The organism is Streptomyces sp. NPDC007929 (genome assembly GCF_042959065.1).
In the GTDB taxonomy this organism is placed as follows: domain Bacteria; phylum Actinomycetota; class Actinomycetes; order Streptomycetales; family Streptomycetaceae; genus Streptomyces.
This window is the reverse complement of the sequence record NZ_JBIBKD010000004.1, coordinates 375172-400133: the sequence shown is the minus strand read 5'-3', so window position 1 is coordinate 400133 and position 24962 is coordinate 375172. Positions and strand designations below refer to the sequence as shown.

The window sequence follows — 24962 nt, the reverse complement described above, 5'->3', positions numbered from 1 at the left end:
GGGGCGTGCGCGCCGCGAGGGCGCGGGACCGACGACGCCGACACGGGGAGAGCCGACCGATGCCCACCGCCGTTCTGACCGATCGTGAACGCACCGCCGTCCAGGCCTATCTGCGGCTGCTGCACACCGTCCGCGCCGCCTTCGACCTGGAGGGCGGCCCGCCCCTCGTCCCGCCCACGGTCCTCGCGGAAGCGGAGCAGGCCCTGGAACGCGCGGGCCTGACCGGCAACGAAGAGGCCTTCTTCCGCCTCCTGAACAGCTGGTGCCCGGAACCGGGCCCCTGACACGAGCGCCACTGACCGAGCTGGGGGCCGTCCTACGGCAATCCCGGGCCAGGCGACGTGAGCCGGGGGACCCGGACCCCCCGGCCGGTCGCGGAGGCCGGGGTCGGCCGTGCGGCGGACCCCGGCCGTTCGGCGTAGGGCGAGTTCAGTCGTGCGGGAGTGCGATCGCCGTTGCGATCAGGCCCCGACCCGCTGTCCAGTGGCCGTCGAAGTGGGTGAGTCGGCGGCCGCCCACCACGGGGCCGGGGACGAGGAGGGTCGCGCGGAACGTGCCGGAGGCGGTGAGTTCGATGTCTGCCTCCATGAAGTCCAGCCACTTCCCGGTGAGGGGGAACCACGCCTTGTAGACGGACTCCTTCGCACTGAACAGCAGCCGGTCGACGTGGATGTCGGGGCGTTCGGCCGCGAGTGCGCGCAGCCGGGCCACCTCGGCCGGCAGGGCCACGGACGGCAGGACGCCCTCGGGCAGCGGCCCGTGGACCTCGGCGTCGATGCCGAGGGAGGCGAGATCACCGGCGCGGACCAGTGCCGCGGCGCAGTAGCCGTCGCAGTGGGTCATGCTGCCGGCCAGGCCGGCCGGCCAGCGGGGGGCGCCGCGCTCCCCGGGCAGGATCGGCTGCGGCGGCACGCCGAGCTTCTCCATGGCCCGGCGGGCGCAGGAGCGCACGACCGCGAACTCCCTGCGCCGCTTGGCGACCGCCCGGGCCACGAGCGCCGCCTCCTCGGGGTACAGCGGGGGTTCCGCTTCCTCGTGGCCGTAGGCCTCCACGCTGACCACGGTGTCCGGCAGCAGTTCCTCGATCACCGCTCCTCGCCCTCCCTCGGCAGGATGCGCCGCAGCCGTCCCGGCGGCTGCGCCCGCTTGCTCCACTCGCGCGGATAGCCCACCGACACCTCCTCGAAGGGCACGCCCTCGTGGAACGTGGTGCGGGGGATGTGCAGATGGCCGTAGACCATGGTGTGCACGCGGAACCTGCGGTGCCAGTCGGCGGTCAGGTCCGTGCCGCACCACATGGCGAACTCGGGGTGCCACAGCACAGCCATCGGATGCCGGTGCAGCGGGTAGTGGTTGACCGGGATCACCGGCAGGTCGGCGGGGAGTTCGGCGAGCCGGCGTTCGGTCTCGGCGACCCTGGCCCGGCACCAGGCCTCCCGGCTCGGGTACGGGTCGGGGTGCAGCAGGTACTCGTCGGTGCACACGATCCCGGTGCCCTGCGCGTACTCCAGGCCCTGCTCCTTGGTCGTGCAGCCGGCCGGCAGGAACGAGTAGTCGTACAGCAGGAACAGCGGGGCCACTGCGACCGGTCCGCCGGGGCCGTCCCAGACGGGGTAGGGGTCCTCGGGGGTCGTCACGCCGAGCTCGCGGCACAGCTCGACCAGGTACGTGTAGCGCTCGACGCCGCGCAGGGTGACGGCGTCGCTCGGATGGGTCCACAGCTCGTGGTTGCCGGGCACCCAGACGACCTTGCGGAAGCGGCCGGCGAGTGTCTCCAGTGCCCAGCGGATGTCCGCCGCGGTCTCCGCGACGTCACCGGCCACGAGCAGCCAGTCGTCGTCCGTCCCGGGCCGCATCTTCTCGACCAGGGCGCGGTTCTCCGGATAGCTGATGTGCAGATCGCTGATGGCCAGCAGTTGTGCGGCACCACCGGCCGTCGACGTCACCTCTCGCCCCCTCCGCGCGCACCCGGACCTCACCAAGAGATCACAGCCGCACGACGCGGAGCAAGAGCGGCCCGGCGGCCGGGGCGGGAGAATTCCTTCACACGCGCGTTGCACGACGGGGCCCGCCGAAGCCGTATGATCTGGCCCACCACCACCGCTGGGAACTTCCCTTTCACAAGGGCGGTTTGGTGTCCCTCCATTCTCCTGCCCGGGCACGGGCTGCTCAGCCCTGCCCGCGAACCGTGAAAGGCGGCCTGCATGGTCTCTCGCGTACGCGTCTGGCTCAACCGCACGTACGCGGAGAACGTGTTCTTCATGGATCAGCTGCGGAGAAATCCCAGCGACCGGGCCGTCGAGATCCACGCCACCCACGGCGACCCCGACTCGCCGGTGCTGGCCGCCGCCGACACCGCCGAGCTGGAGCCGGAGAACCTGTCCCCGGCCGGGTACGTCGAGTACGCGCTGGACCAGTGCGCGCGGCGCGGCATCGACGTGTTCGTACCCCGGCTGCACCAGTCGGCGATCGTGGCGCACCGCGCCGAGTTCGAGGCGGCGGGCACCGCGGTGCTGGCGCCGCCGCCGGAGGCCGTGGCCGTCTTTCATGACAAGGTGATCGCCTACGAGGCGGTCCAGGCGATCGGGGTGCCGGTGCCGCCCTGGTACCGGGTCCGCTCGGAGGAGGAACTCCTCGCGGCCGTCGAGGAGTTGGAGTCCGGCGGGCACAAGGCCTGCTTCAAGCCGGCGTCCGGGGCCGGCGGGGTGGGCTTCCGGGTGATCACGCGTACGCCGTTCTCGCTGACGCATCTGAGCGGGTTCCCGAGCCCGTACGTGCCACTGGATCTGGTGCTGGAGGCGCTGCGGCAGGCCGGGGAGCCGGTCGACTGGCTGGTGATGCCGCGTCTGGAGCAGCCCGAGGTCTCTGTGGACTGCCTGACGGGGCCGGACAACTGGGTGCGGCTGGCGGTGGGGCGTACCAAGAACGGCCGCCGCCGGGGCTTCACCCTGCATGAGCAGTGGCTGGACCCGGCCCGGCGGATCGCGGAGGGCTTCGGTCTGCACTATCTGTCCAACATCCAGTTCCGGATGTTCGGCGACCGGCCGGTCCTCATGGACGTCAACACCCGCCCGGCCGGCGGACTGCACCAGCTGTCGCTGTGCGGAGTCAACGCCCCCTGGGCCGCCGTGCAGCTGGCCCTGGGCGAGGACCCGGGCGAGGTGGTGCCGCCGTTCCTGGGGCAGGACTACACCGTGGTGTCGGGACCGCGCCCGCTGCGACCGGTGTCGCTCCCGCACCAGCGACCGGAGACGACGGACCCCCTGCCGGCCGTACCGGCACCCGCGTCGGCCGAACCGGCCGACTCCGTCGGGTCGGTGGCCCGGGCGCTGCGCCTGTGAACCTCACACCCGGGCGGCGATCGCCTCGCGCCACACGGGGCTGTCGACGTAGTGGTTGTCGAAGCGCTCGGAGGAGTCCTTGATCTCCCGCGGGTCGGCCTCGCCGCGCATCACCCGGCCCAGCAGCCGGAGGTAGTCGAAGCGCCCCGCGCCCGGGGTGAAGACGAACAGCGCGTCGGCTGTGGCACCGGGCGCCGCGGCGAAGGCGTGCGGGGTGTTCGGCGGTACGAGGAGGAAGTCACCGGCGCGCAGCACGGTGAGCTCCTCGCCCACCAGCACCTGGAGCGCGCCGTCGAGGACGTAGAACATCTCGGATGCCTCGGTGTGCAGGTGGGCGGGGGCCCCGACCGCGCCTTCGGCGAACGTCGAGCGGTAGGAGGTGAGCCGTCCGCCGGTGGTCCCGGAGTCGGCGAGCAGGGTCATCACGCTGCTGGGGTCGCGCGTGGTCTCGGCCTCGGCGGCGCGGGTGAGGAGCGGTGCGAAGTCGCCGCTGGGTGTTTCGTTCTGTGTCGTCGTCATGACATCGACTCTAGGAAGCCGGGCGACCCACGACAGGGGGCATTTCGATGCCGGAATCGTGGGTCAATCCGGCGGCGGCCTCAGGGCCCCGTACGCGGTGTCCCACAGGGCGGCCCCCAGATGCCGGGCTCGGCGTCCTCGAACCACGGTTGTACGGCTTAGGGTCAGCCCCTTCGCAGGCGCAGGGTGAGAATCTGGAAGGGCCGCAGCGCGAGGGCGACGGCGCCACCGGTGATCTCCGCGTCCTCCAGAGGTCGTTCCAGCAGGTCGGTGATCTGGGCGCCGGCGAGCGGGAATCCGGTGCGCAGGGTGCCGGTGGCCCGGCCGCCGCGGGACTCGTAGAGCCGTACGACGACGTCGCCGGAGGTGTCGTCGGCGAGCTTGACCGCCTCCACCGTGATGCCCTCGCCCTCGGCGGAGACGACCGGGCCGGGAGCGCCGGCCGCGTCCGCCACCCGCAGCGGCAGGTTGAGGGCGTAGCCCTCGGCGACGGCGTCCTCGATGCTCGCGCCGGGCAGCAGGGCGTAGGTGAAGCGGTGGCGGCCCTGGTCGGCCTCGGGGTCGGGGATGCGCGGGGCGCGGACCAGGCTGAGGCGAACGGTGGTCGTGGTGCCGCCGTCCTCGCGGACCGTGCGGGAGACGTCGTGGCCGTACGTCGAGTCGTTGATGACGGCGACGCCGTAGCCGGGCTCGGCGAGGTGCACCCAGCGGTGGCCGGAGACCTCGAAGCGGGCCGACTCCCAGCTGGTGTTGGTGTGGGTGGGGCGCTGGATGTGGCCGAACTGGATCTCGGCGGAGGAGTGCGGGGCGCGGATGTCGACCGGGAAGGCCGCCTTGAGGATCTTCTCGGTCTCGTGCCAGTCGATGTCCGTCTCGATGTCGATGCGGGGGCTTCCGGCGCGGACGCTGATCGTCTGGGTGATGGTGGAGCCCTTGCCGAAGGACCGCTCGACGCGGATCGCGCCGATCAGCGGGTCCTGCTCGACGACCGTGACGGACGACGCGTCCAGGAGGTCCGTGTAGCGGTTCTTGTAGTGCTTGTCGATGTCCCAGGCGTCCCAGTAGTTGGGCAGGTCGGTGTGCAGGCGGAGCAGGTTGCCCGGCTCGGCGAGGACTTCGCGGCCGGCACGCAGGTCGCGGACGGAGGACAGGGTGCCGTCCTCGGCGACCTCGACGCGGACCAGGCCGTTGTCGAGGACGCGGCCGTCCACCGTGACCGGCTGCGGGGGCGCGGTGTCGGCCAGGGGCGCGGAGCCGCTCGCGGGCGCCTGCACGTACACCGGTGCGCCGTCGGTGGTGCGGACCACTTCGGCGCGGTCGTAGGGGCTGGTGTTGAAGGCGCGGGGCGCGCCGGTGCCCAGCGCGGCCACCGCCTCGGCGGTCAGGGCGTGCAGTTCCCGGGTGACGCGGGCGTACTCGGCCTCGGCCTCGCGGTGCACCCAGGCGATGGAGGAGCCGGGCAGGATGTCGTGGAACTGGTGCAGCAGCACCGTCTTCCACAGCCGGTCGAGCTTGTCGTACGGGTAGCTGTAGCCGGGCGCGTGCAGGGCGGCCGTGGTCGCCCAGAGTTCGGCCTCGCGCAGGAGGTGCTCACAGCGGCGGTTGCCCTGCTTGGTGCGGGCCTGGGAGGTGTAGGTGGCGCGGTGCAGCTCCAGGTAGAGCTCGCCGACCCAGACGGGCGCGTCCGGGTACTCCTCGCGGGCCTTGGCGAAGAACGCGTCGGGGTGTTCGACGACGACCTTCGCTGAGCCCTCCAGGTCGGCCAGCCGGCGGGCCCGTTCCATGATCTCGCGGGTGGGGCCGCCGCCGCCGTCGCCCCAGCCGAAGGGGGCCAGGGAGCGGGAGGCGCCGCCCTTCTCGGAGTAGTTGCGGACCGCGCGGGACATCTCCTCGCCGCTGAAGCGGGCGTTGTAGGTGTCGACCGGCGGGAAGTGGGTGAAGATGCGGGTGCCGTCGATGCCCTCCCACCAGAAGGTGTGGTGGGGGAACTTGTTGGTCTGGTTCCAGGAGATCTTCTGGGTGAGGAACCACTCGTTCCCGGCGAGCTTGGCGATCTGCGGGTAGGAGGCGTTGTAGCCGAAGGAGTCCGGCAGCCACACGCCCTTGGTCTCGATGCCGAAGTGGTCCATGAAGAACCGCTTGCCGTGGACGAACTGGCGGGCGACGGCCTCGCCGCCGGGCAGGTTGCCGTCGGACTCGACCCACATGCCGCCGACCGGCGCCCACTGGCCGTTCTTGACCGACTCCTGGATGCGGGCCCAGACCTTGGGGTAGTGGTCGCGGACCCATTCGTACTGCTGGGCCTGGGAGCAGGCGAAGATGAAGTCGTCGTACTCGTCGGCGAGCGAGGTGACGTTGGAGAAGGTGCGGGAGGTCTTGCGCTTGGTCTCGCGGATCGGCCAGAGCCAGGCGGAGTCGATGTGGGCGTGGCCGACGCCGGAGATCGTGTGCGCGCTGGCGTGCGCGGGCTTGGACAGCGTCGGCTTGAGCGCCTCGCGGACGGCGGCCGCCGAGCCGGAGACGTCGTCCAGGTCGAGTAGGTCCATCGCGCGGTCGAGGGCGTGGGCGATCTCGTGCCGGCGCGGGTCGTGCTCGCCGAGCTCCAGCATCAGCTCGCGCAGCACCTGTACGTCGAGGTCGAGGTGCCAGACCTCCTCGTCGAGGACGGCGATGTCGGCGGCTCGGAAGGTGTAGAGCGGCTTGTCGCCCGCGGTCAGCTTGTCGCCGAGGGGCGTCGTCTTCGAGAAGTTGTCCGCGAGGATGTCCGGGTTGGAGGCGGCCTCGACGAGGTAGTCGACCCTCTCGCCGCCCTTGGCGGGGTTGGCGATCGCCACGTACTGGTTGAGCGGGTTGACGGCCTTCAGCGGGGTGCCGTCGGTGCGGTGGACGAGGGCTTCGGCCTGGTTGCCGGGCCAGTCGCCGGTGAAGCCGAGGTCGATGACGGCCTCGACGCGCTTTCCGGCCCACTCGGCGGGCACCTGTCCTTGCATGCGGAACCAGGTGGTGCCCCAGGGCGGACCCCATGGCGTGCCCATCGAGAACGGCTCGTAGGACGCGGCGGCGGCCTCCTCGAACGGGACGGGCTCCCCGGGGGCCTGCCAGGCCTCGACCTCGAAGGGGACGGTGGCCGCGTAGACGGCGGTCTTGATGCGCTGGTCGTGAAGGCGCTGCACGCGCTCCTCGATGCGGCGGCTTTCGTCGTGCATGGGTTGTCTCCAGGAAGCGGGGAAGAGCGAGCAGGCGGGAAGCGGCCTGGGGAAAGCGCTTACCGATCGGCGTTCACCTAAGGTACGCCAGCCCCGGATGGACCTCGGCGTAGCCCTCCACCAGCCTGCGGGCCACGGTGACGGAGTCGACCAGCGGATGCAGGGCGAAGGCCTTGACGGCCGTCGCGCGGGACCCGGAGTCGGCGGCGGCCAGCACCTCGCGTTCGACCGCCTTGACCGCGCAGACCAGGCCGGTGGCGTGGTCGGGCAGCGGGTCGACGGTGACGGGATGAGCGCCGTTGGCGTCGACGAGGCAGGGGACCTCGATGACGGCCTCGGCGTCCAGGACCGACAGCGTGCGCCGGTTGCGGACGTTGAGGATCAGGGTGGTGCGCTCGTCCCGGGCGATGGCCCGCATCAGGGCGAGGGCCACCTTCTCGTAGCCGCCGGACAGGTCGTCCTCGTCGCGTTCGCCGGCGCCCGCGGTCTGCCGGTTCTCGGCCATGTACGTGGCCTCGCGCTCGGCGCGGGTGCGGTCCCAGACCGTGAGGGCGGGCGCGTCCGGGTTGGTCATCTCGGCGTAGAAGCGGGCCTGCTGGTCGTGCAGGAAGGCGCCGCGCGTCTTCTCGGCCTGCTGGTAGGCCCGTACGGCCTCGCGGTTGAAGTAGTAGTAGTGCAGGTACTCGTTGGGGATCGCGCCCAGGGAGCGCAGCCAGTCGGCGCCGAAGAGCTTGCCCTCCTCGAACGAGCCGAGCAGGTCCGGGTCGGCGAGCAGCCGCGGCAGTTCGTCGCGCCCGGCGACACGCAGGCCGCGCACCCAGCCGAGGTGGTTGAGGCCGACGTAGTCGATCCACGCCTCGCCCGGGTTCTGCACGCCGAGCACCCGGGCGATGCGGCGGCCGAGGCCGACCGGGGAGTCGCAGATGCCGATGACGCGGTCGCCGAGGTGGCGGGACATGGCCTCGGTGACCAGCCCGGCCGGGTTGGTGAAGTTGATGACCCAGGCGTCGGGCGCGAGCCGGGCCACCCGCCGCGCGATGTCGACGGCGACCGGGACCGTGCGCAGACCGTAGGCGATGCCGCCCGCGCCCACCGTCTCCTGGCCGAGCACGCCCTCGGCCAGGGCGACGCGTTCGTCGTTGGCGCGTCCCTCCAGGCCGCCGACGCGGATCGCGGAGAACACGAAGTCGGCACCGCGCAGGGCCTCGTCGAGGTCGGTCGTCGCGGTCACCTCGGGTGCGTCGGGGACGCCGGCCGCCTGCTCGGCGAGGACGCGTGTCACCGCCGACAGCCGCCCGGCGTCCAGGTCGTGCAGGACGACCCGGGTCACCCGGCCCTCGGCGTGGTCCTGGAGGAGCGCTCCGTACACCAGTGGCACGCGGAATCCTCCGCCGCCCAGAATCGTCAGCTTCACCTGGTTCCTCCGATTCGGCAGGCGGTGCGCGGCACGTCGTGAGAACCGGACACGCGCCACCTCCTTGGACTCGCTTCAGGACCCCGGGCCGGTGGTGGCCCGGCGGGTGTCGGGCGTGGCTGACCTCGCCGCTCACCGAGGGGCTGGGCCACCCGCGCCCGGAGTGCGCCCGGGAAGGGGGTCACGCCTGCACCCTTCCCACCACGACGACCTCGACGCCCGCTTCCTGGAAGGCTGCCCGGGTCGCCGGGTCGACCGGCTCGTTGGTGATCACCGCGTCCAGTTCCTCGGGCCCGCAGACCTTCGCCATGCCGTTGCCGGGGAATTTCGCGGCGTCGGCGAGCAGCACCACCTTCTCGCCGGCCTTGATCATGGCGCGCTTGACCGGCACCTCCACGACCGTCGTGTCCATGACCTGCCCGCCGGGCCGTACACCGCTGGTGCCCAGGAAGACCCAGTCGGCGTGCAGCTGGCGCAGGTTGTCCTCGGTGAGGAAGCCGACCAGGGAGCGGTACTCACGGCGGACCATGCCGCCGAGCAGGACCAGCTCGATGCCCTCGTCGTCGGCGAGCTCCTCGTAGACCACGAGGTTGCTGGTGATCACGGTGAGCCGGCGGCCGTGCAGCTGCCGGGCGAGCCGGTAGGCCGTGGTGCCGATGTCGAGCAGCACCGACTCGCCGTCCTCGATCATCGCGGCGGCGCGTTCGGCTATGGCGTCCTTCTCGTTGACGCGCACCTCGGCGACCTCGGCGAAGGGCTGGTCGCCCTCCTCCACCACGGCGCCGCCGTGCACACGGGTGAGCAGCCCGTCCTCCTCCAGTTTGACCAGGTCACGCCTGATGGTGGCCGGACTCACCCCCAGTTGCTCCGAGAGGTCGGTCACGGCCGCGGGCCCGCCGGCGCGCAGGGCCCGCAGGATGAGTTGGTGTCGTCGTTCTGCCAGCACGCGGTGCACATTACCCGTCATCTCCAATCATGGCCATGCTTATTTCTGCTCGGGTATTGACCAATCCCTCAGAGCGGCGCACGATTCCGCTCACAGAAATGAAGAGTTTTGACGATCTCCGTCGAAGCCCTGAGCGAGAGGACACATCCGTGGACGACGACCGGCCCGATGTGCTGCTCACAGGGCTGCTCTTCTACGACCTCGTCCTCACCGGCCTCGGCAAGCCGCCCACCCCGGGCGAGGAGATCTGGACCGGCGGCATGGGCTGCGGCCCGGGCGGCATCGCGAACCTCGCGGTGGCCGCCTCCCGTTTCGGCCTCGGCACCAGCCTGGCCACCGTGTTCGGCGACGACTTCTACGGCACGTACTGCCAGGAGACCCTGCGCGACCAGGAGGGCGTCGACCTCTCGCTCTCCCGTACGGCGAAGGGCTGGCCGACCCCGGTCACCGTCTCTGTCGCCCACGGTCACGACCGGGCCCTGCTCACCCACGGCCAGGAGCCCCCGTACTCCCAGGACGCGCTGATGGGTGACCCGCCCGCCGCGCGGACCGCGCTGGTGCACCTCGACGCCGAGCCGCGCGCCTGGCTCGCCAAGGCCGCCGCCAACGGCACGCGGATCTACGCCGACGTCGGCTGGGACCCCACCCAGCAGTGGCCTGCGGCCCTGCTGGAGCAACTCGCCCTGTGCCACGCCTTCCTCCCGAACGAGACCGAGGCGATGGCCTACACCCGTACCGACAGTGCGGTGGCGGCGCTCGGCACGCTCGCCGAGCTGGTGCCGGTCGCCGTGGTGACCCGGGGCGGGGACGGCGCCCTCGCCGTGGACCAGATCACCGGCGAGTACGCCGAGGTCCCGGCCCTGGACACCACCGTCCTGGACGCGACGGGCGCCGGGGACGTCTTCGGCGCGAGCTTCGTCGCGGCCTCCCTCGGCGGCTGGCCGCTGGCGGAGCGGCTGCGGTTCGCGGTGCTCGCGGCCGGGCTGTCCGTCCGCGAGCACGGCGGCGCCCTCGCCGCTCCCGGTTGGTACGGCGTCGCGCGCTGGTGGCGCTCCCTGACCGACCCCGGACTGCGCCGCGCCTACGGCTTCCTCGCCGACCGCATCCCGGCCGACCCCGGCCCGCCCCCACGCCACGCCCCCGTCACCCCGCCGAACCCCCACGCCCCAGGTACGGGGCGGCACTGACTCTCCCCCTCCCCCTGCGCACCCTCTCCACGTCGAACAGGAACAACAGGAGTGACCCGTGGACCTTTCTCGTAGAGGCTTCCTCCAGGCCGCCGCGCTGACCGCGGCCGCCTCCGGTCTGACCGTCGCCTGCGGCGGCGGCTCGGGATCGACCGGCGGCACGAACGGCAAGAACCTCACCTTGTGGTACTGGGGAGGCGCCCTCAGCGACAAGGTGGTCGCCGAGGCCAGGACGCACTTCAGCGGCCAGGTGAAGCTCACCGCCGCCTCCATAGGCGGCGACTTCAAGCAGAAGCTCACCACCACGCTCGCCGCCGGTGCCTCCGTGCCCGACATCACCGGCATCAAGGGCGAGGACATGGCGTCCTTCCTGCCCAACGCCGGCCGCTTCCTCGACCTGAACGACCTGGGCTTCAAGGAGATCGCGTCCCAGTACCTGGACTGGAAGACCGAGCTCGCCCGCACCGAGGACGGCAAGCAGATCGGCTTCCCGATCGACATCGGCCCCACCGCGCTCTTCTACCGGGCGGACCTGTTCGACAGGGCCGGGCTGCCCACCGCCCCGGACAAGGTCGCCGCCCGCGCCGGGACCTGGGAGGAGTACTTCGCGCTCGGCACCGAACTGCGCGAGAAGGTGCCCGGCACCTACCTGGTCAACAACATCAGCTCGGTGTTCAACATCGCGGTCGGCCAGGGCACGCAGCGGTTCATCGACAAGGACAACCGCTTCATCGGCGACCAGGACCACATCCGCACCGCCTGGGACACCGCGATCCGGCCCTACACCCTGGGCCTGGACGCCAAGATCAACGACAACACCTGGAACGCCGCCATCGGCAAGACCCTGTCCACCGAACTCGGCGCGGCCTGGCACGCGCTGGACATCGAGCAGGCCGCGCCGAAGACCAAGGGCAAGTGGCGGGTCTGCGCGACGCCCGGCGGCCCGGCCAATCAGGGCGGCTCCTACCTGGCCCTGCCCCGGCAGTGCCGCAACCCGGAAGAGGCGTTCAAGATCATCAGCTGGATCCTCAGCCCCGAGAACGACGCCCGCGGGTTCACCGACGCCGCGATCTTCCCCGCAGCGCCGGCGGCGTACGCCATGCCGGCCATGACGGGCGGGGACCCCTTCTTCGGCGGGCAGAAGGTCATCGAGGTGTTCGGCCCGGCCGCCAAGGCCATCCCGTCCAGCTACGAGGCACCCGCCGACGCCGCCGTCATGGCCCCCTACTTCACCGAACTGACGAGCGTCGAGGCCAAGGGCAAGAAGCCCGAGGCCTCCTGGAAGGACGCGGTCGCCCAGGCCAAGCAGATCGCCCGCCGCCAGGGGGTGAACTGAGGTGTCCTCACCTCCGGTCACCGGTTCCGCCGCGGTGCCCCGGCACCACGGCGGGTCCGGCCCGGCCCGCTTCCGCCCGCGGCGCACGCCGCCCGCGGGCACCGTGCGGCCAGGGCGTCGCCGTGTGCTGTCCCACTGGCGGCAGTACCTCGCGATCTCGCCCTTCTTCCTGATCTTCGGCGTCTTCTCGTTCTTCCCGGTCTTCTACTCCCTGTACCTCGCCTTCCAGCGCTGGGACGGCCTGGGCGACGTGCAGTTCGTGGGGCTGCAGCAGTTCCGGTTCCTTCTGGACGACCCGGTCTTCTGGCTGTCGATCCGCAACACCCTGGCGATCTGGGTGCTGTCCACCGTCCCCACGCTGTTCGGCGCCCTGGTGCTGGCGACGCTGCTGCACTCGGTGCGCCGCTTCAAGGGCTTCTACCGCATCGCCCTGTACGTACCGAACGTCACCTCGATCGTCGCCGTGTCGATCTTCTTCGGCGCGGTGTTCAGCAACAACTTCGGCCTGGTCAACGCGATCCTGGGAACGATCGGGATCTCACCCGTCCCGTGGCTGAGCAATCCGTGGCTGATCAAGCTGGTCATCGCGCTGCTGATGACCTGGATGTGGACCGGCTACAACATGATCATCTACCTGGCCGGCCTCCAGGCCATCCCCACCCAGATCTACGAGGCGGCCAGGCTGGACGGCGCCGGGCCGATCCGCACGTTCTTCCGGATCACCATGCCGATCATGCGGCCGATCATCCTGTTCACCGTCATCATCTCGACCATCAACGGCATGCAGAGCTTCAGCGAACCCCAGGTCCTGTTCGGCAGCAACGCCGCCAACCCCAACCTCGGCGGCCCCGGCCAGGCGGGCCTGACCACGCTGCTGTACTTCTACCAGTCGGCCTTCGTCAACAACGACTACGGCTACGGCGCGGCCATCGTGTGGGCATTCTTCGTACTGATCATGGTGCTGGTCGTCGTCAACTGGCGGCTGGTGCAGCGCGGGAGGACGTCATGACCGCAGTGCTCCCCAGGCGGTCCCGGCGTCCCAGAGGCCTGACCGCGCACCTCGTCCTCGTCCTGGCCGTGCTGGTCTCGGTGTTCCCGTTCGTCTGGACGATCGTCATGGCGACGAACACCACCGAGGACATCTACAAGAGTCCGCCGAAGCTGACCTTCGGCTCCCACCTGCTGGAGAACGTCCGGCACGTGCTGGACACCATCGACTTCTTCGGGTCGATGCTGAACACGGTCGTCGTCGCGACCGTCACGACCGTCCTGGTCCTGTTCGTCGACTCCCTGGCGGCGTTCGTGTTCGCCAAGTTCGACTTCCCCGGCCGCAAGACCCTGTTCGCGCTGCTGGTGGGGTTCATGATGCTGCCGCTCCAGCTGGCCGTCCTGCCGCAGTTCATCCTCATGTCCGACATCGGCTGGGTCGGCACGCTCAAGGCGCTCGTCCTGCCCGCCCTCGCCAACGCCTTCGGCATCTTCTGGCTGCGCCAGTACATAGAGAACGGCGTGCCGGACGAACTCCTCGACGCCGCGCGCATCGACGGCGCCGGGTTCTTCCGCCAGTACTGGAACATCGTGCTGCCGATGATCAAGCCCGCGCTGTCCTTCCTCGCCATCTACGCCTTCGTCGGCGCCTGGAACGACTACATCTGGCCACTGGTCGTACTCAACGACCCCACCCACCTCACCCTCCAGGTGGCCCTGGCCCAGCTCCACGTCGGTCACACCACCGACTACAGCATGGTCATGGCCGGAGTCCTGATGGCGTCCCTGCCGCTGGTCGTGGTCTTCACGATCTTCGCCCGCGGCTTCATCGCGGGGGCGACGGAGGGGGCGGTGCAGGGCAGCTGAACGCCCCGAAGGGTCGCGCCCCGTAAAGGGGCGCGGGGCCGCATCGATGTGCGGCTCCGCCGCGTGGGCGCGACCAGCCACAACGGGCGCGCGGCCAGGAACGGGCAGCAGCCCCCCGAGCTCTTGGTGACCACACAAGAGAGAGGCACCCAGTGACGGACGTCAGCACCGAACCCCGCCGCCCCAAGGTCCTCGTCGTGGGCATGGACGGCCTGCGCCACGACCGCCTGACCCGGTCCCCCACCGGCGCACCCGTACTGCACCACCTGATGGCCACGGGTGCCCACGGCACCAGCCTGCTCCCCTACGGCCGAGCGGACGACGACCCCTCAACCGGCACGGCCTACACCGACTCCGGCCCCGGCTGGTCGAGCATCCTCACCGGGGTGTGGCCCGACCGCCACGGCGTCACCGGCAACGACTTCAAGGGCGCCGACTACGCCCGCTACCCCGACTTCCTGACCCGCGCCGCCCGCGCCCGGCCCGGGCTGCGCACGGCGGCCGCGGTGTCCTGGCCGGCCCTGGTCCGCCGCGGCACCCTCGGCCGGACCATCGGCCGGCGTGTGCGCCACAACGGCGAACGCAGGGGCTACGAGACCGCGGACCGCCGCGTCGCCCGCACCGCCCTGCGCTGGCTCACCAAGTCCGACCCGGACGTGCTGTTCGTGTACTTCGGCGCCACCGACGAGGCCGGCCATGCCACCGGCCCCCTCTCCCCCGCCTACGACCGGGCCCTGCTCGCCCAGGACGCCCACCTCGGGCGGCTGCTGGAGGCGATCGACGCCCGGCGCGCGGACCCGGGCCGCCCCGAGGAGCACTGGACGGTGCTGGTCACCACCGACCACGGGCACCTCGACTCCGGTGGCCACGGCGGCGACTCCCACGCCGAGCGGGAGGTCTTCGTCATCCTTGCCGAGCCCGGCGGACCCGCGGGCACCCTGCTGGACACACCCCGCCTCATGGACATCGCCCCCACGGTCCTGGACCGTCTCGGCATCCCCCTCGACCCCGCCTGGGACCTGCAGGGCCGTGTCCTGCCCGGTCCCGCCGCACCGACTTCCAAATGGCCATGACCGACGCACACCCCGACCCCCTGATCGCCCTCCGTCCCTGGCAGGCACCCGAGGTGACCTCCTGGCGCCGCCTGCCGACGAACGCCGTCGACCGGCGCTCCGGAGCCGTACCGCTCGACGGCGACTGGCGCTTCCAGCTGCTGCCCGCGCCGGACGCCCCGCTCGGGGAGGTCTGGTCGTCGTCGTACGTACCCGGCGCGTGGACCATGCAGGACGCCCGCGACCTGCCGCGGTATCTGAACGTCCGCATGCCGTTCGCCGAGTTCCCGCCGGACGTGCCGGCCGCCAACCCGACCGGGGTGTACGAGCGGTGCGTGGACGTGCCGGCCGAGTGGACCGGGCGGCGGATCGTCCTCCAGGTCGGAGCCGCCGAGAGCGTGCTGCTGGCGCATGTGGACGGACGGCCCGCCGGGATCTCCAAGGACTCGCACCTGGCCGCCGACTTCGATGTGACGGATCTGGTGCGCCCCGGGGAGCGGGCCACCGTGCGCCTGACGGTGGTGAAGTTCTCGGACGCCTCTCACATCGAGGACCAGGACCAGTGGTGGCACGGCGGGATCACCCGGTCGGTGCTGCTGTACGCCGTCGACCCGCTGCATCTCGCGGACGTGACCGTGCGGGCCCGGCGGGACGGGGACCTGCTGGTGGAGTGCCGGGTGCGGGACACGGGCGGGGCGCTGCCCGGGGGCTGGTACGTCAGCGGCGAGCTGGACGGGCACCCGCTCTCGCGGGACACGGAGTTCGAGCGGGCCAGCGCCGAGGACGGGCGGGTCTCCGACTTCCTCGGCGAGGCACGGCTGCGTGCCGTCGTACCCGAGGTGCGCACCTGGAACGCCGAGACGCCCGAGCTGTACGGCCTGACCGTGCGCCTGCACCGCGCCGATGGCACGGTCGCCGACACCTCCCGGCACCGCGTCGGCTTCCGGGACGTCGAGATCGCCGGCCGGGACCTGCTGGTCAACGGCGAGCGGGTGTTCATCCGTGGAGTCAACCGGCACGACTTCCACCCGCTGACCGGGCGGACGGTGAGCCACGACGACATGCGCGCGGACCTCGTCCTGCTGAAGCGCTTCGGCTTCAACGCGATCCGCACCGCGCACTACCCGAACGACCCGGCCCTGTACGACCTGGCCGACGAGCTCGGCTTCTACGTCGTGGACGAGGCCGACATCGAATCCCACGACCACGCGCACGAGATCGCCGACGACCCCCGCTACCTGGGCGCGTTCGTGGACCGGGTGGCGCGGATGGTGCTGCGCGACAAGAACCACCCTTCCGTCGTCATCTGGTCGCTGGGCAACGAGTCCGACTACGGCGCGAACCACGACGCGGCGGCGGGCTGGGTGCGCCGGCACGACCCGACCCGGCCGGTGCAGTACGAAGGCGCGGCCAAGCGCGGCTGGGCCGACCCGGACCTGGCCTCCGACGTCGCCTGCCCGATGTACGCCCCGCTGGAGGAGTGCCTGGCGCACGCCCTGTCCGGCACGCAGACCAAGCCGCTGATCCAGTGCGAGTACTCGCACGCCATGGGCAACAGCAACGGCACGCTGGCGGACCACTGGGCGGCCATCGAGGCCACCCGGGGCTTCAGGGCGGGTTCATCTGGGAGTTCCGGGACCACGGCATCCTCCAGCGGGTGAACGACGGCAGACCGGCCGGGCGCGGCGGCGCCGGGCTCTACGGCAACGGTGTCGCCGGGCCCGGGCATCGCTGGGCGTACGGCGGCGACTTCGGCGAGACGGACCACGACGGCGCCTTCATCGCCGACGGGGTCGTCTTCCCCGACCGCACCCCCAAGCCGGTGATGTTCGAGCACCGGGAGATCGCCGCGCCGGTGCGGATCGAGGGCGCAGGGCACGAGGGTGTCGTCCTCGGCAACCACCAGCACTTCCGGGGCCTTGAGTGGCTGTCCGGCGAGTGGGAGCTGTCCCTCGCCGACGGCGCCACCCGGACGGCACCCGCCGCACTGCCCACGCTGCGGCCCGGTGAGACGGCGGCGGTGCCGCTGCCGTTCGCGGTGCCGGAAGACGGCGGCGAGGCGTGGCTGACGCTGCGGGTCACGACGGCCGGGGACGAGCCGTGGGCACCGCGCGGCACGGTGGTGTGCCTGCCGCGGGTCCGGCTGCGGGCGGCGCTCCCGCCGGGGCACTCCCGGGTCCCGGACGGCACGGTCGAGGTCGGGGAGGACGGGCTGCTGGTCCATCCGCTGCTGGCGGCGGCGCCCACGCTGTCGCTGTGGCGGGCGCCGACCGACAACGACGAACTGGGCGGCATGGCGGACCGCTGGCGGGACTGGGGGCTGGACGCACCCACGCGCGAGGTCGTCTCCGTACAGCGGTCCCCGGGCCGCGTCGCCGTGCTGTCCGACTATCACTGCGCGGGCGGGACCGTCCGGCACGAGCAGGTGCTCACGGCCGTGGACGGCGGGCTGATCATCGACGAGAGCGCCGAACTACCCGAGGCGCTGCACGACGTGGCCCGGGTGGGGACCGTGTTCGAGACGGTCGCCGGGCTGGACCTGGTGGAGTGGTTCGGGCAGGGCCCCTGGGAGTCCTACCCGGACCGGGCCGCGGGTGCGCCGGTCGGTCATCACCGGCTGCCGGTGGACGAGTTGTTCACGCCCTATCTGCGGCCGCAGGAGTCCGGCGGGCGGCACGGCGTACGGCGGTTCACGCTGTCCGCGCCCGACGCCACCGGCCTCGCGGTGCGGCTGGACCGGGCCCGCCAGATCTCCGTGAGCCGGTATCGCGCGGACGATCTCGCCGCCGCCGCGCACCATGACGAACTGGTGCCGCGGGCCGGGTGCGTGGTGCACATCGACGCGGCGCACCGCGGACTGGGCACGGCCTCCTGCGGGCCCGACACCTTCGCCGCCCACCTCGTCGCGGCGGGCGTCCACCGCTGGAGCTGGACCCTGCGCGTCCTGTGAGTTCCTCCCCTCTCAGTCACCTCATGGAGCACCTGTGTGCACTTCGCATGACCACGACCCGGGCGAGGCGCCCCTGGCCGGTGCCGGACGACGCGGTTTCCTGCGCGCGACGGCGCTGCTCGGCGCGACGACGGCGGCGATGACCGCGCTGCCGGCCGCCGGCGCCGAGGCGGCGGCCCCGGCATGGCGCCCCGACCCGCACAGCCGCCGCTTCACGCTCGCGGTGATGCCGGACACGCAGTACCTCTTCGACGGGCCGAGCATCGACACAGCGCCGGTCGAGGCCTCGCTGCGCTATCTGCTGGAGCACGGCGGGGAGGAGAACATCGTCTTCCTGTCCCACCTCGGTGACCTCACGCAGAACGGCGCGCGGGACGAGTTCGCCGCGATCGGGGAGGCGTTCCGGCTGCTTGACCGGCGCGGCGTCGGCTACAGCGTTCTGGCCGGGAACCACGACGTGACGTCGTCGACGACCGACCAGCGCGGCGCGACACCGTACCTGGACGCCTTCGGGCCGAAGCGGTTCGAGGGGAAGGGGACGTTCGGCGGGGCCTCCCCCGACGGCTACAACACCTTCCACCGGTTCGCGGCAGGCGGCCGGGAGTGGCTGGTGCTCGCGCTGGACTGGCGGCTGTCGCCGCGGGGACACGCGTGGGCCAAGGAGGTCCTGGCGCGGCATCCGAAGACGCCGGTGATCCTCACGACGCACGAACTGGTCGCCGAGGACGACACGTTGTCGGAGTACGGGCAGCAGTTGTGGGACCGGCTCGTCGAGGACCACGACCAGATCTTCCTCACCCTCAACGGCCACTACTGGCCGGCCGCCCGCGCGACCCGGAAGAACGCGGCCGGGAACGACGTCCATCTGCATCTGACGAACTACCAGAACCGCTACTTCGGCGGCGCGGCGATGATCCGGCTCTACCGCTTCGACCTGGACCGCGACGTCATCGACGTGGAGACGGTCTCGCCCTGGATCCTCGGCCGGGCCGGGAAGGGGCTCAACGAGCTGGAGCGGCAGGAGGGGGAACTGAGCGGGGACACCGACCGGTTCTCCGTCGAGATCGACTTCGAGCGGCGCTTCTCCGGTTTCGCGCCCGTACCGGCCCGTCCGGCGCGGCCCGCCGCGCGGCTGCTCGTCCCGGGCACGGTGGCGTACTGGCGTTTCGACAAGCCCGTCGACGGCACGGCCACGGTCCGTGACCTGTCCGGGCTGGGCAACGACCTTTCCCTCGTCACGGTCGGCGGCGGCGCGCTGGGCTGGTCGGCCGACCACCACCCCGACCAGCCGGGCCACGGCAGCCTGGAGTTCCAGGGCTTCAAGTCCCCGCTGAAGGGCGCGTATCTGAGGACGGTCGACGGCGCCCCGCTCAACGCGGCGACGTTCCGGGACGGTTACACCATCGAGGCGTTCTACCGGCTGCCCGCCGACTGGGACGCGGACCACCACGCCTGGTCGGGCCTGGTCTCCCGCACCGGCACGGGCGGCGCCGCCGGGAAGACCGCCGACGACCCGGACGAACCGCTGGCCACGCTGTCCCTGTCGAACGACCGGGAACCGCAGTGGGCGATGCGCCCGCTCGACCAGCAGGGCATCGCCACCAACTGGGGTCAGGAGACGCCGCTGGAGACCTGGTGGCACCTCGCGGTCGTCAACGACGGCAGGCGCACCACGCTCTACGTCGAGGGCTGCCCGGTGCTCCGCAACCCCAGGGCGCGCTCCGTCGGCATCACCTCCGTCGGCCTGCCGTGGCTGCTCGGCGGCTACGAGTACGGCGGGAAGATCGACCAGATCTACCACGGCCGGCTCGGCGACGTCCGGATCACCGCCCGCGCGCTGCCCGTCACCTCCTTCATGAATCACTGAGTCCGCGAGGGGCCGGTACGGTGGGCCGCGTGACCGGTGAAGAGCCGCTGCGGCCCCAGTCCCTCATGCTGACGTTCCTGGGTGACCAGGTGCTCGGCCGGGACGTGTGCGTGTACTCGGGCAGTGTGATCGACGTGTTCGCCCGCGCCGGGATCGGCGAGCAGGCCACGCGCTCCACGCTGAGCCGCATGGTGGGCCGTGACCTGCTGCGCCGGCAGCGCGAGGGCCGCCGGATGTACTTCGGGCTGACCGAGCGCTCCGAGGCGGTGCTGCGCGACGGTGAGCGGCGCATCTGGCAGACGGGCGCCGTCAACCGGCACTGGGACGGCAGCTGGACGCTGCTCGGCTTCTCCCTGCCGGAGTCCTGGCAGCGCCGGCGCCACGACCTGCGCTCCCGGCTGACCTGGAGCGGTTTCGGCCCACTGTTCAACGGCCTGTGGATCGCCCCCGGCGAGGTCGACGTGTCGGAGCTGGTGGCCGAGCTCGGCCTGGCCGCCCATGTGAAGGTGTTCCGGGCGCACGCGGACACCGGCACGGACATCGGCCAGATGATCGAGGACACCTGGGAGCTGTCCGACCTGGCCGGGCGGTACCAGGGGTTCGCCGAGCGCTGGCGGCCCTGGGAGGACGAGCTGCCGGACGCGGGCGACGCCCTGGTGCTGCGCCTGCGCCTGCAGACGGAGTGGCTGCGGATCGTCCGGCGCGACCCACGGCTGCCCGTCGGGCACCTGCCGGACGACTGGCCGGCGGAACCGGCCGAGAAGACGTTCCGGACCGTGCACGAGAGGCTCTCACCGCTCGCCGACGAGGCCTCGGAACGCCTCCTGGACCTGGTGCCCGCGCGGCCTCAGGCGTAGAACCGCGACAGGCTCTGCAGCACCGCGGCCGGCTTGCTGCCGCCCTCGATCTCGATGGCGCCCTCGACGGTGATCTGCACACCGCCCGGCACCTCCGCGACCTCGGCGAGCTTCGCCACCAGGCGGATGCGGGAGCCGGCCTTGACCGGTGCGGGGAAACGCACCTTGTCGAGGCCGTAGTTGACCTTGGTCGTCACACCCTGGACGTCCAGCAGCTCGGTGAACAGGGGGATGAAGAGGGAGAGGGTCAGGTAGCCGTGCGCGATGGGGGCGCCGAAGGGGCCCTCCTTGGCGCGCTCGGGGTCCACGTGGATCCACTGGTGGTCGCCCGTGGCGTCGGCGAAGGTGTCGATGCGCTCCTGCGTCACCTCGATCCACTCGCTGGTGCCGAGGTCGCCGCCGGCGAGCTTCTTGAGTTCGTCGAGGCCGTTGACGGTGATGCTCATGCGGATCCTTCGTTCTTGCCGTATCGGGTACGGACGCGGGACTTGAGGAGCTTTCCGGAGGCGGTGCGCGGGAGTTCTTCCGCGAGGACCACCGACTTCGGGATCTTGTACTTGGCGAGGCGGCCCGCGAGCGAGGCGAGCACCTCACCGGGGTCGAGGGTCGCGCCCTCGCGGGGCACGACGACCGCGCGCGGCACCTCGCCCCACTTGTCGTCCGGCACCCCGATCACCGCGCACTCGGCGATGTCCGGGTGGTCGAGGAGACGGTCCTCGATCTCGGCGGGGTAGACGTTCTCCCCGCCGGAAATGATCATGTCCTTGATGCGGTCGACGATGTGGATGTAGCCGTCCTCGTCGACCTGGGCGGCGTCCCCGCTGCGGAACCAGCCGTCCGCGAAGGACGCGGCCGTCTCCTCGGGCAGCCCCCAGTACCCGGACATGACGTTCGGGCCGTGCACCACGACCTCGCCGACCTCGCCGACGGCGGCCGGCGCGAGGTCCGGCCGTACCACGCGGACGTCGCAGAAGAAGTGCGGCACACCCGCCGAACCCGCCTTGCTCACCGCGTGCTCGGCGTCCAGGAACAGGGCGCCCGGGGAGGCCTCGGTCATGCCGTATCCCTGGAGGAAGGTCAGTCCGCGCTCCTGGTACACGGCGATCAGCGGGGTGGGGACCGGGGATCCGCCGCAGGTGAGGATGCGCAGCGAGGACAGGTCCGCCTCCGGCCAGCGCGGATGGCGGGCCACCTGGTCGAACATCGTCGGCACGCCGAACATGAAGGTGATGCGGTGCCGTTCGATCAGGTCGAAGGTGGCGTCCGGGTCGAAGGCGTCGACCAGGACACAGGTGCCGCCCTTCAGCAGGACGGGCAGGGTCAGCATGTTCAGGCCGGCCGTGTGGAACAGCGGGGCGGAGACCAGGGCGCGTTCGTCGGCGATCAGGTCGGTGTCGACGAGGCAGTTGATCGCGTTCCAGGTCAGGTTGCCGTGGGTGAGCATGGCGCCCTTGGGGCGGCCGGTCGTGCCCGAGGTGTACATGATGATGCAGGTGTCGTCGGCGCCGACCGGTTCGTCGATCCGCTCCGCGGACGCCTCGGTGAGAGCCGCCTCGTACTCGCCGCCGGTCTCCAGATAGACGCGGACGTCCGTGGAGCCGGGCAGGCCCGCGACCAGGCCCGCGTGGGACGGGCCGTAGACGAGGGCCCGTGCGCCGGAGTCGGCGAGCTGGTAGGCGATCTCGGGGCCGGCGAGGCGGATGTTGAGCGGGACGAAGACCGCGCCGAGTGTGCCGGCCGCGAACAGGGTCTCCAGGTAGGAGGGGTGGTTCGGGCCGAGGTAGGCGATGCGGTCGCCGCGGCGCACGCCCCGGGCGCGCAGGGCGTGGGCGAGGCGGGTGGTGCGGTCGTACAGGGTGGCGTAGTCGTGGGACGTGTCGCCGTGGATCAGGGCGGTGCGGTGCGGGGTCTTGCGGGCCCGGCGTGCGGGCCACGACCCCAGTCCCTCGTTGCGCATGTCACGCCCCTTACGGTTTCGTCAGCCCGAGCAGGCGGGCGGCGTTCTCCTTGAGGATCTTCGGCCGGACCTCGTCCTTGATCGTCAGCTTCCCGAAGTCGGCGAGCCATCGGTCGGGGGTGAGGACGGGGAAGTCGGAGCCGAAGAGCACCTTGTCGTTCAGCAGCGTGTTCGCGTACTGCACGAGCTGCGGCGGGAAGTACTTGGGCGACCAGCCGGACAGGTCGATGTGCACGCCCGGCTTGTGCGTGGCGACGGCCAGCGCCTCGTCCTGCCAGGGGAAGGACGGGTGCGCCAGGATGATCTTCAGGTGCGGGAAGTCGGCGGCCACGTCGTCCACGTGGAGCGGGTTGGAGTACTTCAGGCGGATGCCGCCCCCGCCGGGGACTCCGGCGCCGATGCCCGTCTGGCCGGTGTGGAAGAGGGCGATCGCACCCGTCTCCTCGATCACCTCGTACAGGTCGTACGCCACCGCGCGGTCGTTGGGGAAGAAGCCCTGGATGCTGGGGTGGAACTTGAAGCCCTTCACCCCGTACTCCTCGACCAGACGCCGGGCCTGCTTCACTCCCGCCTTGCCCCGGAAGGGGTCGACGGAGGCGAAGGGGATGAGGACGTCGGCGTTGGCGGCGGCCGCCTCGGCGACCTCCTCGTTGGGGACGGGCGCCGTACCGGTCGCGGACTCGGCGTCGACGGTGAAGATCACGGCGGCCATGTTCCGCTCGCGGTAGTACGCGGCGGTCTCCTCCAGGGTCGGCTTGCGCTTGCCCTCGACCTTGAAGTAGGCGGAGGAGGCGTCGTGCAGGTCGTCGTCGAGGGAGGAGTGCCCCTTCGAGGACACCTCGGCGTGGGTGTGGACGTCGATCGCGACCAGGTCGTCGACGTTCATCGAGCGGTCCATCACGCCTCCGGGAACTTCGGCGCCGGGATGCCGACCGACTGGGGCTCGGCACCGACCGAGGTGGCCCAGGCGTCGGCCAGGGTCTGCGGGGTCCAGCCGCCGTCGGCGTAGGCCGCCCTGATCTCCTGCGGGTGCGACCAGAGTGCCACCTTGTCCCCGCCGATGCCGATGGCCTGGCCGGTGACGCCCCGGGCGGCCTCCGAGGCGAGGAACGGCACGAGGGCCGCGCAGTCCTCGGGGGTGCCGAAGCCCTCCCCCTTGCGCAGGAAGTCCGGGAGCGGCTCGCCGCTCCGCATGGCCTCGATGTACGGGGCGAAGGCGGGGATGGTCTCGGTCATGGCGGTCGCCGCGACCGGCACGATCGCGTTGACGGTGATGCCCGCGCGGCCCAGCTCCATGGACCAGGTGCGGGCCATCGCCGCGATGCCGGCCTTGGCGGCGGCGTAGTTCGTCTGGCCGAAGTTGCCGCGCTGCCCGGCCGGGGAGCCGACCAGGATCAGCGAGCCGCCCTCGCCCTGCTCGCGCATCCGGACGGCGGCGGCGCGGGCGCAGGTGAAGGTGCCCTTGAGATGGGTCGTGACGACCGCGTCGAAGTCGTCGTCGGTCATCTTCCACAGGACCTTGTCGCGCAGGATGCCCGCGTTGGTGACGAGCACGTCGAGCCGGCCGAACTCCTCGACCGCGCGGTTCACCAGCCGCTCGGCGGCCTCGGTGGTGCCGACCGGGACGACCTCGGCGACGGCCCGGCCGCCCGCTTCGGCGATGGACTTCACGGCCGCCTCGGCCACCGCCTCGTCGACGTCGTTGACGACGACGGACGCGCCGTGGGCGGCCAGGGCGTGGGCGTAGGCGAGGCCGAGGCCGCGACCGCTGCCGGTGACGACGGCGGCCTTGCCGGAGAGATCGATGCTGGGCACGAACTGGTCCCTTCACGCGGATACGACCGCCGGTCGCGGGGCTGCGACGGCACGTCGCACGGTTCGACTGCGAGATCGAAGCTAAGAGCAATAATTGTTGTCGTCAATAGTTGTTCCCATCCTGTGGGTGCGAGATGCTGAACCCGGCAGTACGCAGCACCGAGCCCAGGGAGCCCGCCATCACACGCGAGAACGTCACCGCGAAGCCCATCGACGCCCACGAGCCGTGGATGCGCGGCCTGCACGCCGACACGGGCTACCTGCTGTACCGCCTGGGCCTGCGCTCGGGGCAGCTCTTCAACGCCTGCCTCCAGGAGTCGGGCCTGCGCCTGCGTCACTACGCGGTACTGCGCTTCCTCGCCGGCACCGACGGGGCCCCGCAACGCGAACTGAGCACGCGGCTCGGCTACGACCCGAGCGCGATCGTCGGCCTGGTCGACGACCTGGAGAAGCTGGGCTTCGCCGAGCGCCGCCCCTCCCCGGACGACCGCCGCAGCCGCATCGTCGCGCTGACCGGCAGCGGCAGTGACTTCCTCCGCGACACCGACGAGGCCGGCCTGCGGGTGACCGGCGAGCTCCTGGGCCCGCTGGACCCGGCCGAACGGGAGACCCTCCACGCACTGCTGCTGCGGATCGCGGAGGACGGACTGAACTGATGTTG

20 protein-coding genes and 1 pseudogene are annotated in these 24962 nt (G+C 71.6%); 11 read left to right on the top strand and 10 right to left on the bottom strand.

Annotated elements, in window-relative coordinates:
- Window positions 1-59: 59 nt before the first annotated feature.
- Window positions 60-284, top strand: a complete 225-nt coding sequence (locus ACFZDE_RS15375) for a hypothetical protein (RefSeq protein ID WP_390995737.1) — start codon at window positions 60-62, stop codon at window positions 282-284.
- Between the two features lie 145 nt (window positions 285-429).
- Here ACFZDE_RS15375 and ACFZDE_RS15370 read toward each other — a convergent pair whose 3' ends face one another.
- Window positions 430-1089 (bottom strand): 4'-phosphopantetheinyl transferase superfamily protein, encoded by a 660-nt coding sequence (locus tag ACFZDE_RS15370; RefSeq protein ID WP_391200194.1) that lies wholly within the window; start codon window positions 1087-1089, stop codon window positions 430-432.
- The gene (locus tag ACFZDE_RS15365; protein ID WP_391200193.1) at window positions 1086-1946 is read right to left on the bottom strand and encodes a metallophosphoesterase; all 861 of its coding nucleotides are present in this window, start codon (window positions 1944-1946) and stop codon (window positions 1086-1088) included. The genes ACFZDE_RS15370 and ACFZDE_RS15365 overlap by 4 nt, the downstream gene beginning before the upstream one ends.
- 258 nt (window positions 1947-2204) lie before the next feature.
- Here ACFZDE_RS15365 and ACFZDE_RS15360 point away from each other — a divergent pair, with 258 nt between their 5' ends.
- Window positions 2205-3341 carry an ATP-grasp domain-containing protein gene (locus ACFZDE_RS15360; RefSeq protein ID WP_391200192.1) on the top strand — a complete coding sequence of 379 codons (1137 nt, stop codon included), beginning with the start codon at window positions 2205-2207 and terminating at the stop codon, window positions 3339-3341.
- Window positions 3342-3344: 3 nt separating this feature from the next.
- Here ACFZDE_RS15360 and ACFZDE_RS15355 read toward each other — a convergent pair whose 3' ends face one another.
- The 4 genes from ACFZDE_RS15355 to ACFZDE_RS15340 form a co-directional block, all read right to left on the bottom strand.
- Window positions 3345-3860, bottom strand: coding sequence for a cupin domain-containing protein (locus tag ACFZDE_RS15355; protein WP_391200191.1), 516 nt, complete (start codon window positions 3858-3860; stop codon window positions 3345-3347).
- 164 nt (window positions 3861-4024) lie between these two features.
- A complete protein-coding gene (locus tag ACFZDE_RS15350) occupies window positions 4025-7066 on the bottom strand; it encodes a glycoside hydrolase family 38 C-terminal domain-containing protein (protein ID WP_391200190.1) in 3042 nt (1013 codons plus the stop codon).
- A 73-nt stretch (window positions 7067-7139) separates the two neighbouring features.
- Window positions 7140-8480 carry a 6-phospho-beta-glucosidase gene (locus ACFZDE_RS15345; protein WP_390995719.1) on the bottom strand — a complete coding sequence of 447 codons (1341 nt, stop codon included), beginning with the start codon at window positions 8478-8480 and terminating at the stop codon, window positions 7140-7142.
- A 181-nt stretch (window positions 8481-8661) separates the two neighbouring features.
- Entirely contained in the window at window positions 8662-9426 is a 765-nt protein-coding gene (locus ACFZDE_RS15340) for a DeoR family transcriptional regulator (RefSeq protein WP_390995716.1), read from the bottom strand.
- A 149-nt stretch (window positions 9427-9575) separates the two neighbouring features.
- On the opposite strand from ACFZDE_RS15340, the gene ACFZDE_RS15335 reads away from it, so the two are divergent.
- From ACFZDE_RS15335 to ACFZDE_RS15300, 8 genes and pseudogenes are all read left to right on the top strand, one after another.
- Window positions 9576-10613, top strand: a complete 1038-nt coding sequence (locus tag ACFZDE_RS15335) for a PfkB family carbohydrate kinase (protein WP_391200189.1) — start codon at window positions 9576-9578, stop codon at window positions 10611-10613.
- A gap of 58 nt (window positions 10614-10671) precedes the next feature.
- A complete protein-coding gene (locus ACFZDE_RS15330; protein ID WP_391200188.1) occupies window positions 10672-11949 on the top strand; it encodes an extracellular solute-binding protein in 1278 nt (425 codons plus the stop codon).
- A 124-nt stretch (window positions 11950-12073) separates the two neighbouring features.
- Window positions 12074-12958 (top strand): ABC transporter permease subunit, encoded by an 885-nt coding sequence (locus ACFZDE_RS15325; RefSeq protein ID WP_391200505.1) that lies wholly within the window; start codon window positions 12074-12076, stop codon window positions 12956-12958.
- Window positions 12955-13803 (top strand): ABC transporter permease subunit, encoded by an 849-nt coding sequence (locus tag ACFZDE_RS15320; protein ID WP_391200187.1) that lies wholly within the window; start codon window positions 12955-12957, stop codon window positions 13801-13803. The genes ACFZDE_RS15325 and ACFZDE_RS15320 overlap by 4 nt, the downstream gene beginning before the upstream one ends.
- A 203-nt stretch (window positions 13804-14006) precedes the next feature.
- Window positions 14007-14876 (top strand): alkaline phosphatase family protein, encoded by an 870-nt coding sequence (locus tag ACFZDE_RS15315; RefSeq protein WP_391200504.1) that lies wholly within the window; start codon window positions 14007-14009, stop codon window positions 14874-14876.
- Window positions 14873-17805, top strand: a pseudogene (locus ACFZDE_RS15310) (glycoside hydrolase family 2 TIM barrel-domain containing protein). The gene ACFZDE_RS15315 and the pseudogene ACFZDE_RS15310 overlap by 4 nt, the downstream one beginning before the upstream one ends.
- A 34-nt stretch (window positions 17806-17839) precedes the next feature.
- Window positions 17840-19672: a LamG-like jellyroll fold domain-containing protein gene (locus ACFZDE_RS15305; protein ID WP_391200186.1), complete on the top strand. Its 1833-nt coding sequence runs from the start codon at window positions 17840-17842 to the stop codon at window positions 19670-19672.
- A 29-nt stretch (window positions 19673-19701) separates the two neighbouring features.
- On the top strand, window positions 19702-20529 hold the full coding sequence (locus ACFZDE_RS15300) for a PaaX family transcriptional regulator C-terminal domain-containing protein (RefSeq protein WP_391200185.1): 828 nt from the start codon (window positions 19702-19704) through the stop codon (window positions 20527-20529).
- Here the strand turns inward: ACFZDE_RS15300 and ACFZDE_RS15295 are convergent.
- The 4 genes from ACFZDE_RS15295 to ACFZDE_RS15280 are packed head-to-tail and all read right to left on the bottom strand — an operon-like array spanning window position 20520 to window position 24301.
- Window positions 20520-20975 (bottom strand): MaoC/PaaZ C-terminal domain-containing protein, encoded by a 456-nt coding sequence (locus ACFZDE_RS15295; RefSeq protein WP_391200184.1) that lies wholly within the window; start codon window positions 20973-20975, stop codon window positions 20520-20522. The two genes, ACFZDE_RS15300 and ACFZDE_RS15295, sit on opposite strands and share 10 nt — an antisense overlap.
- A complete protein-coding gene (locus ACFZDE_RS15290) occupies window positions 20972-22486 on the bottom strand; it encodes a long-chain-fatty-acid--CoA ligase (RefSeq protein WP_391200183.1) in 1515 nt (504 codons plus the stop codon). Before ACFZDE_RS15290 ends, ACFZDE_RS15295 begins: the two co-directional genes overlap by 4 nt.
- A 10-nt stretch (window positions 22487-22496) precedes the next feature.
- Entirely contained in the window at window positions 22497-23372 is an 876-nt protein-coding gene (locus ACFZDE_RS15285) for an amidohydrolase family protein (RefSeq protein ID WP_391200503.1), read from the bottom strand.
- An 11-nt stretch (window positions 23373-23383) separates the two neighbouring features.
- Window positions 23384-24301, bottom strand: coding sequence for an SDR family oxidoreductase (locus ACFZDE_RS15280; RefSeq protein ID WP_390995689.1), 918 nt, complete (start codon window positions 24299-24301; stop codon window positions 23384-23386).
- Window positions 24302-24435: 134 nt separating this feature from the next.
- Between ACFZDE_RS15280 and ACFZDE_RS15275 the strand changes: the two genes are divergently transcribed.
- Window positions 24436-24957 (top strand): MarR family transcriptional regulator, encoded by a 522-nt coding sequence (locus ACFZDE_RS15275; RefSeq protein ID WP_391200182.1) that lies wholly within the window; start codon window positions 24436-24438, stop codon window positions 24955-24957.
- Window positions 24958-24962 lie beyond the last annotated feature (5 nt).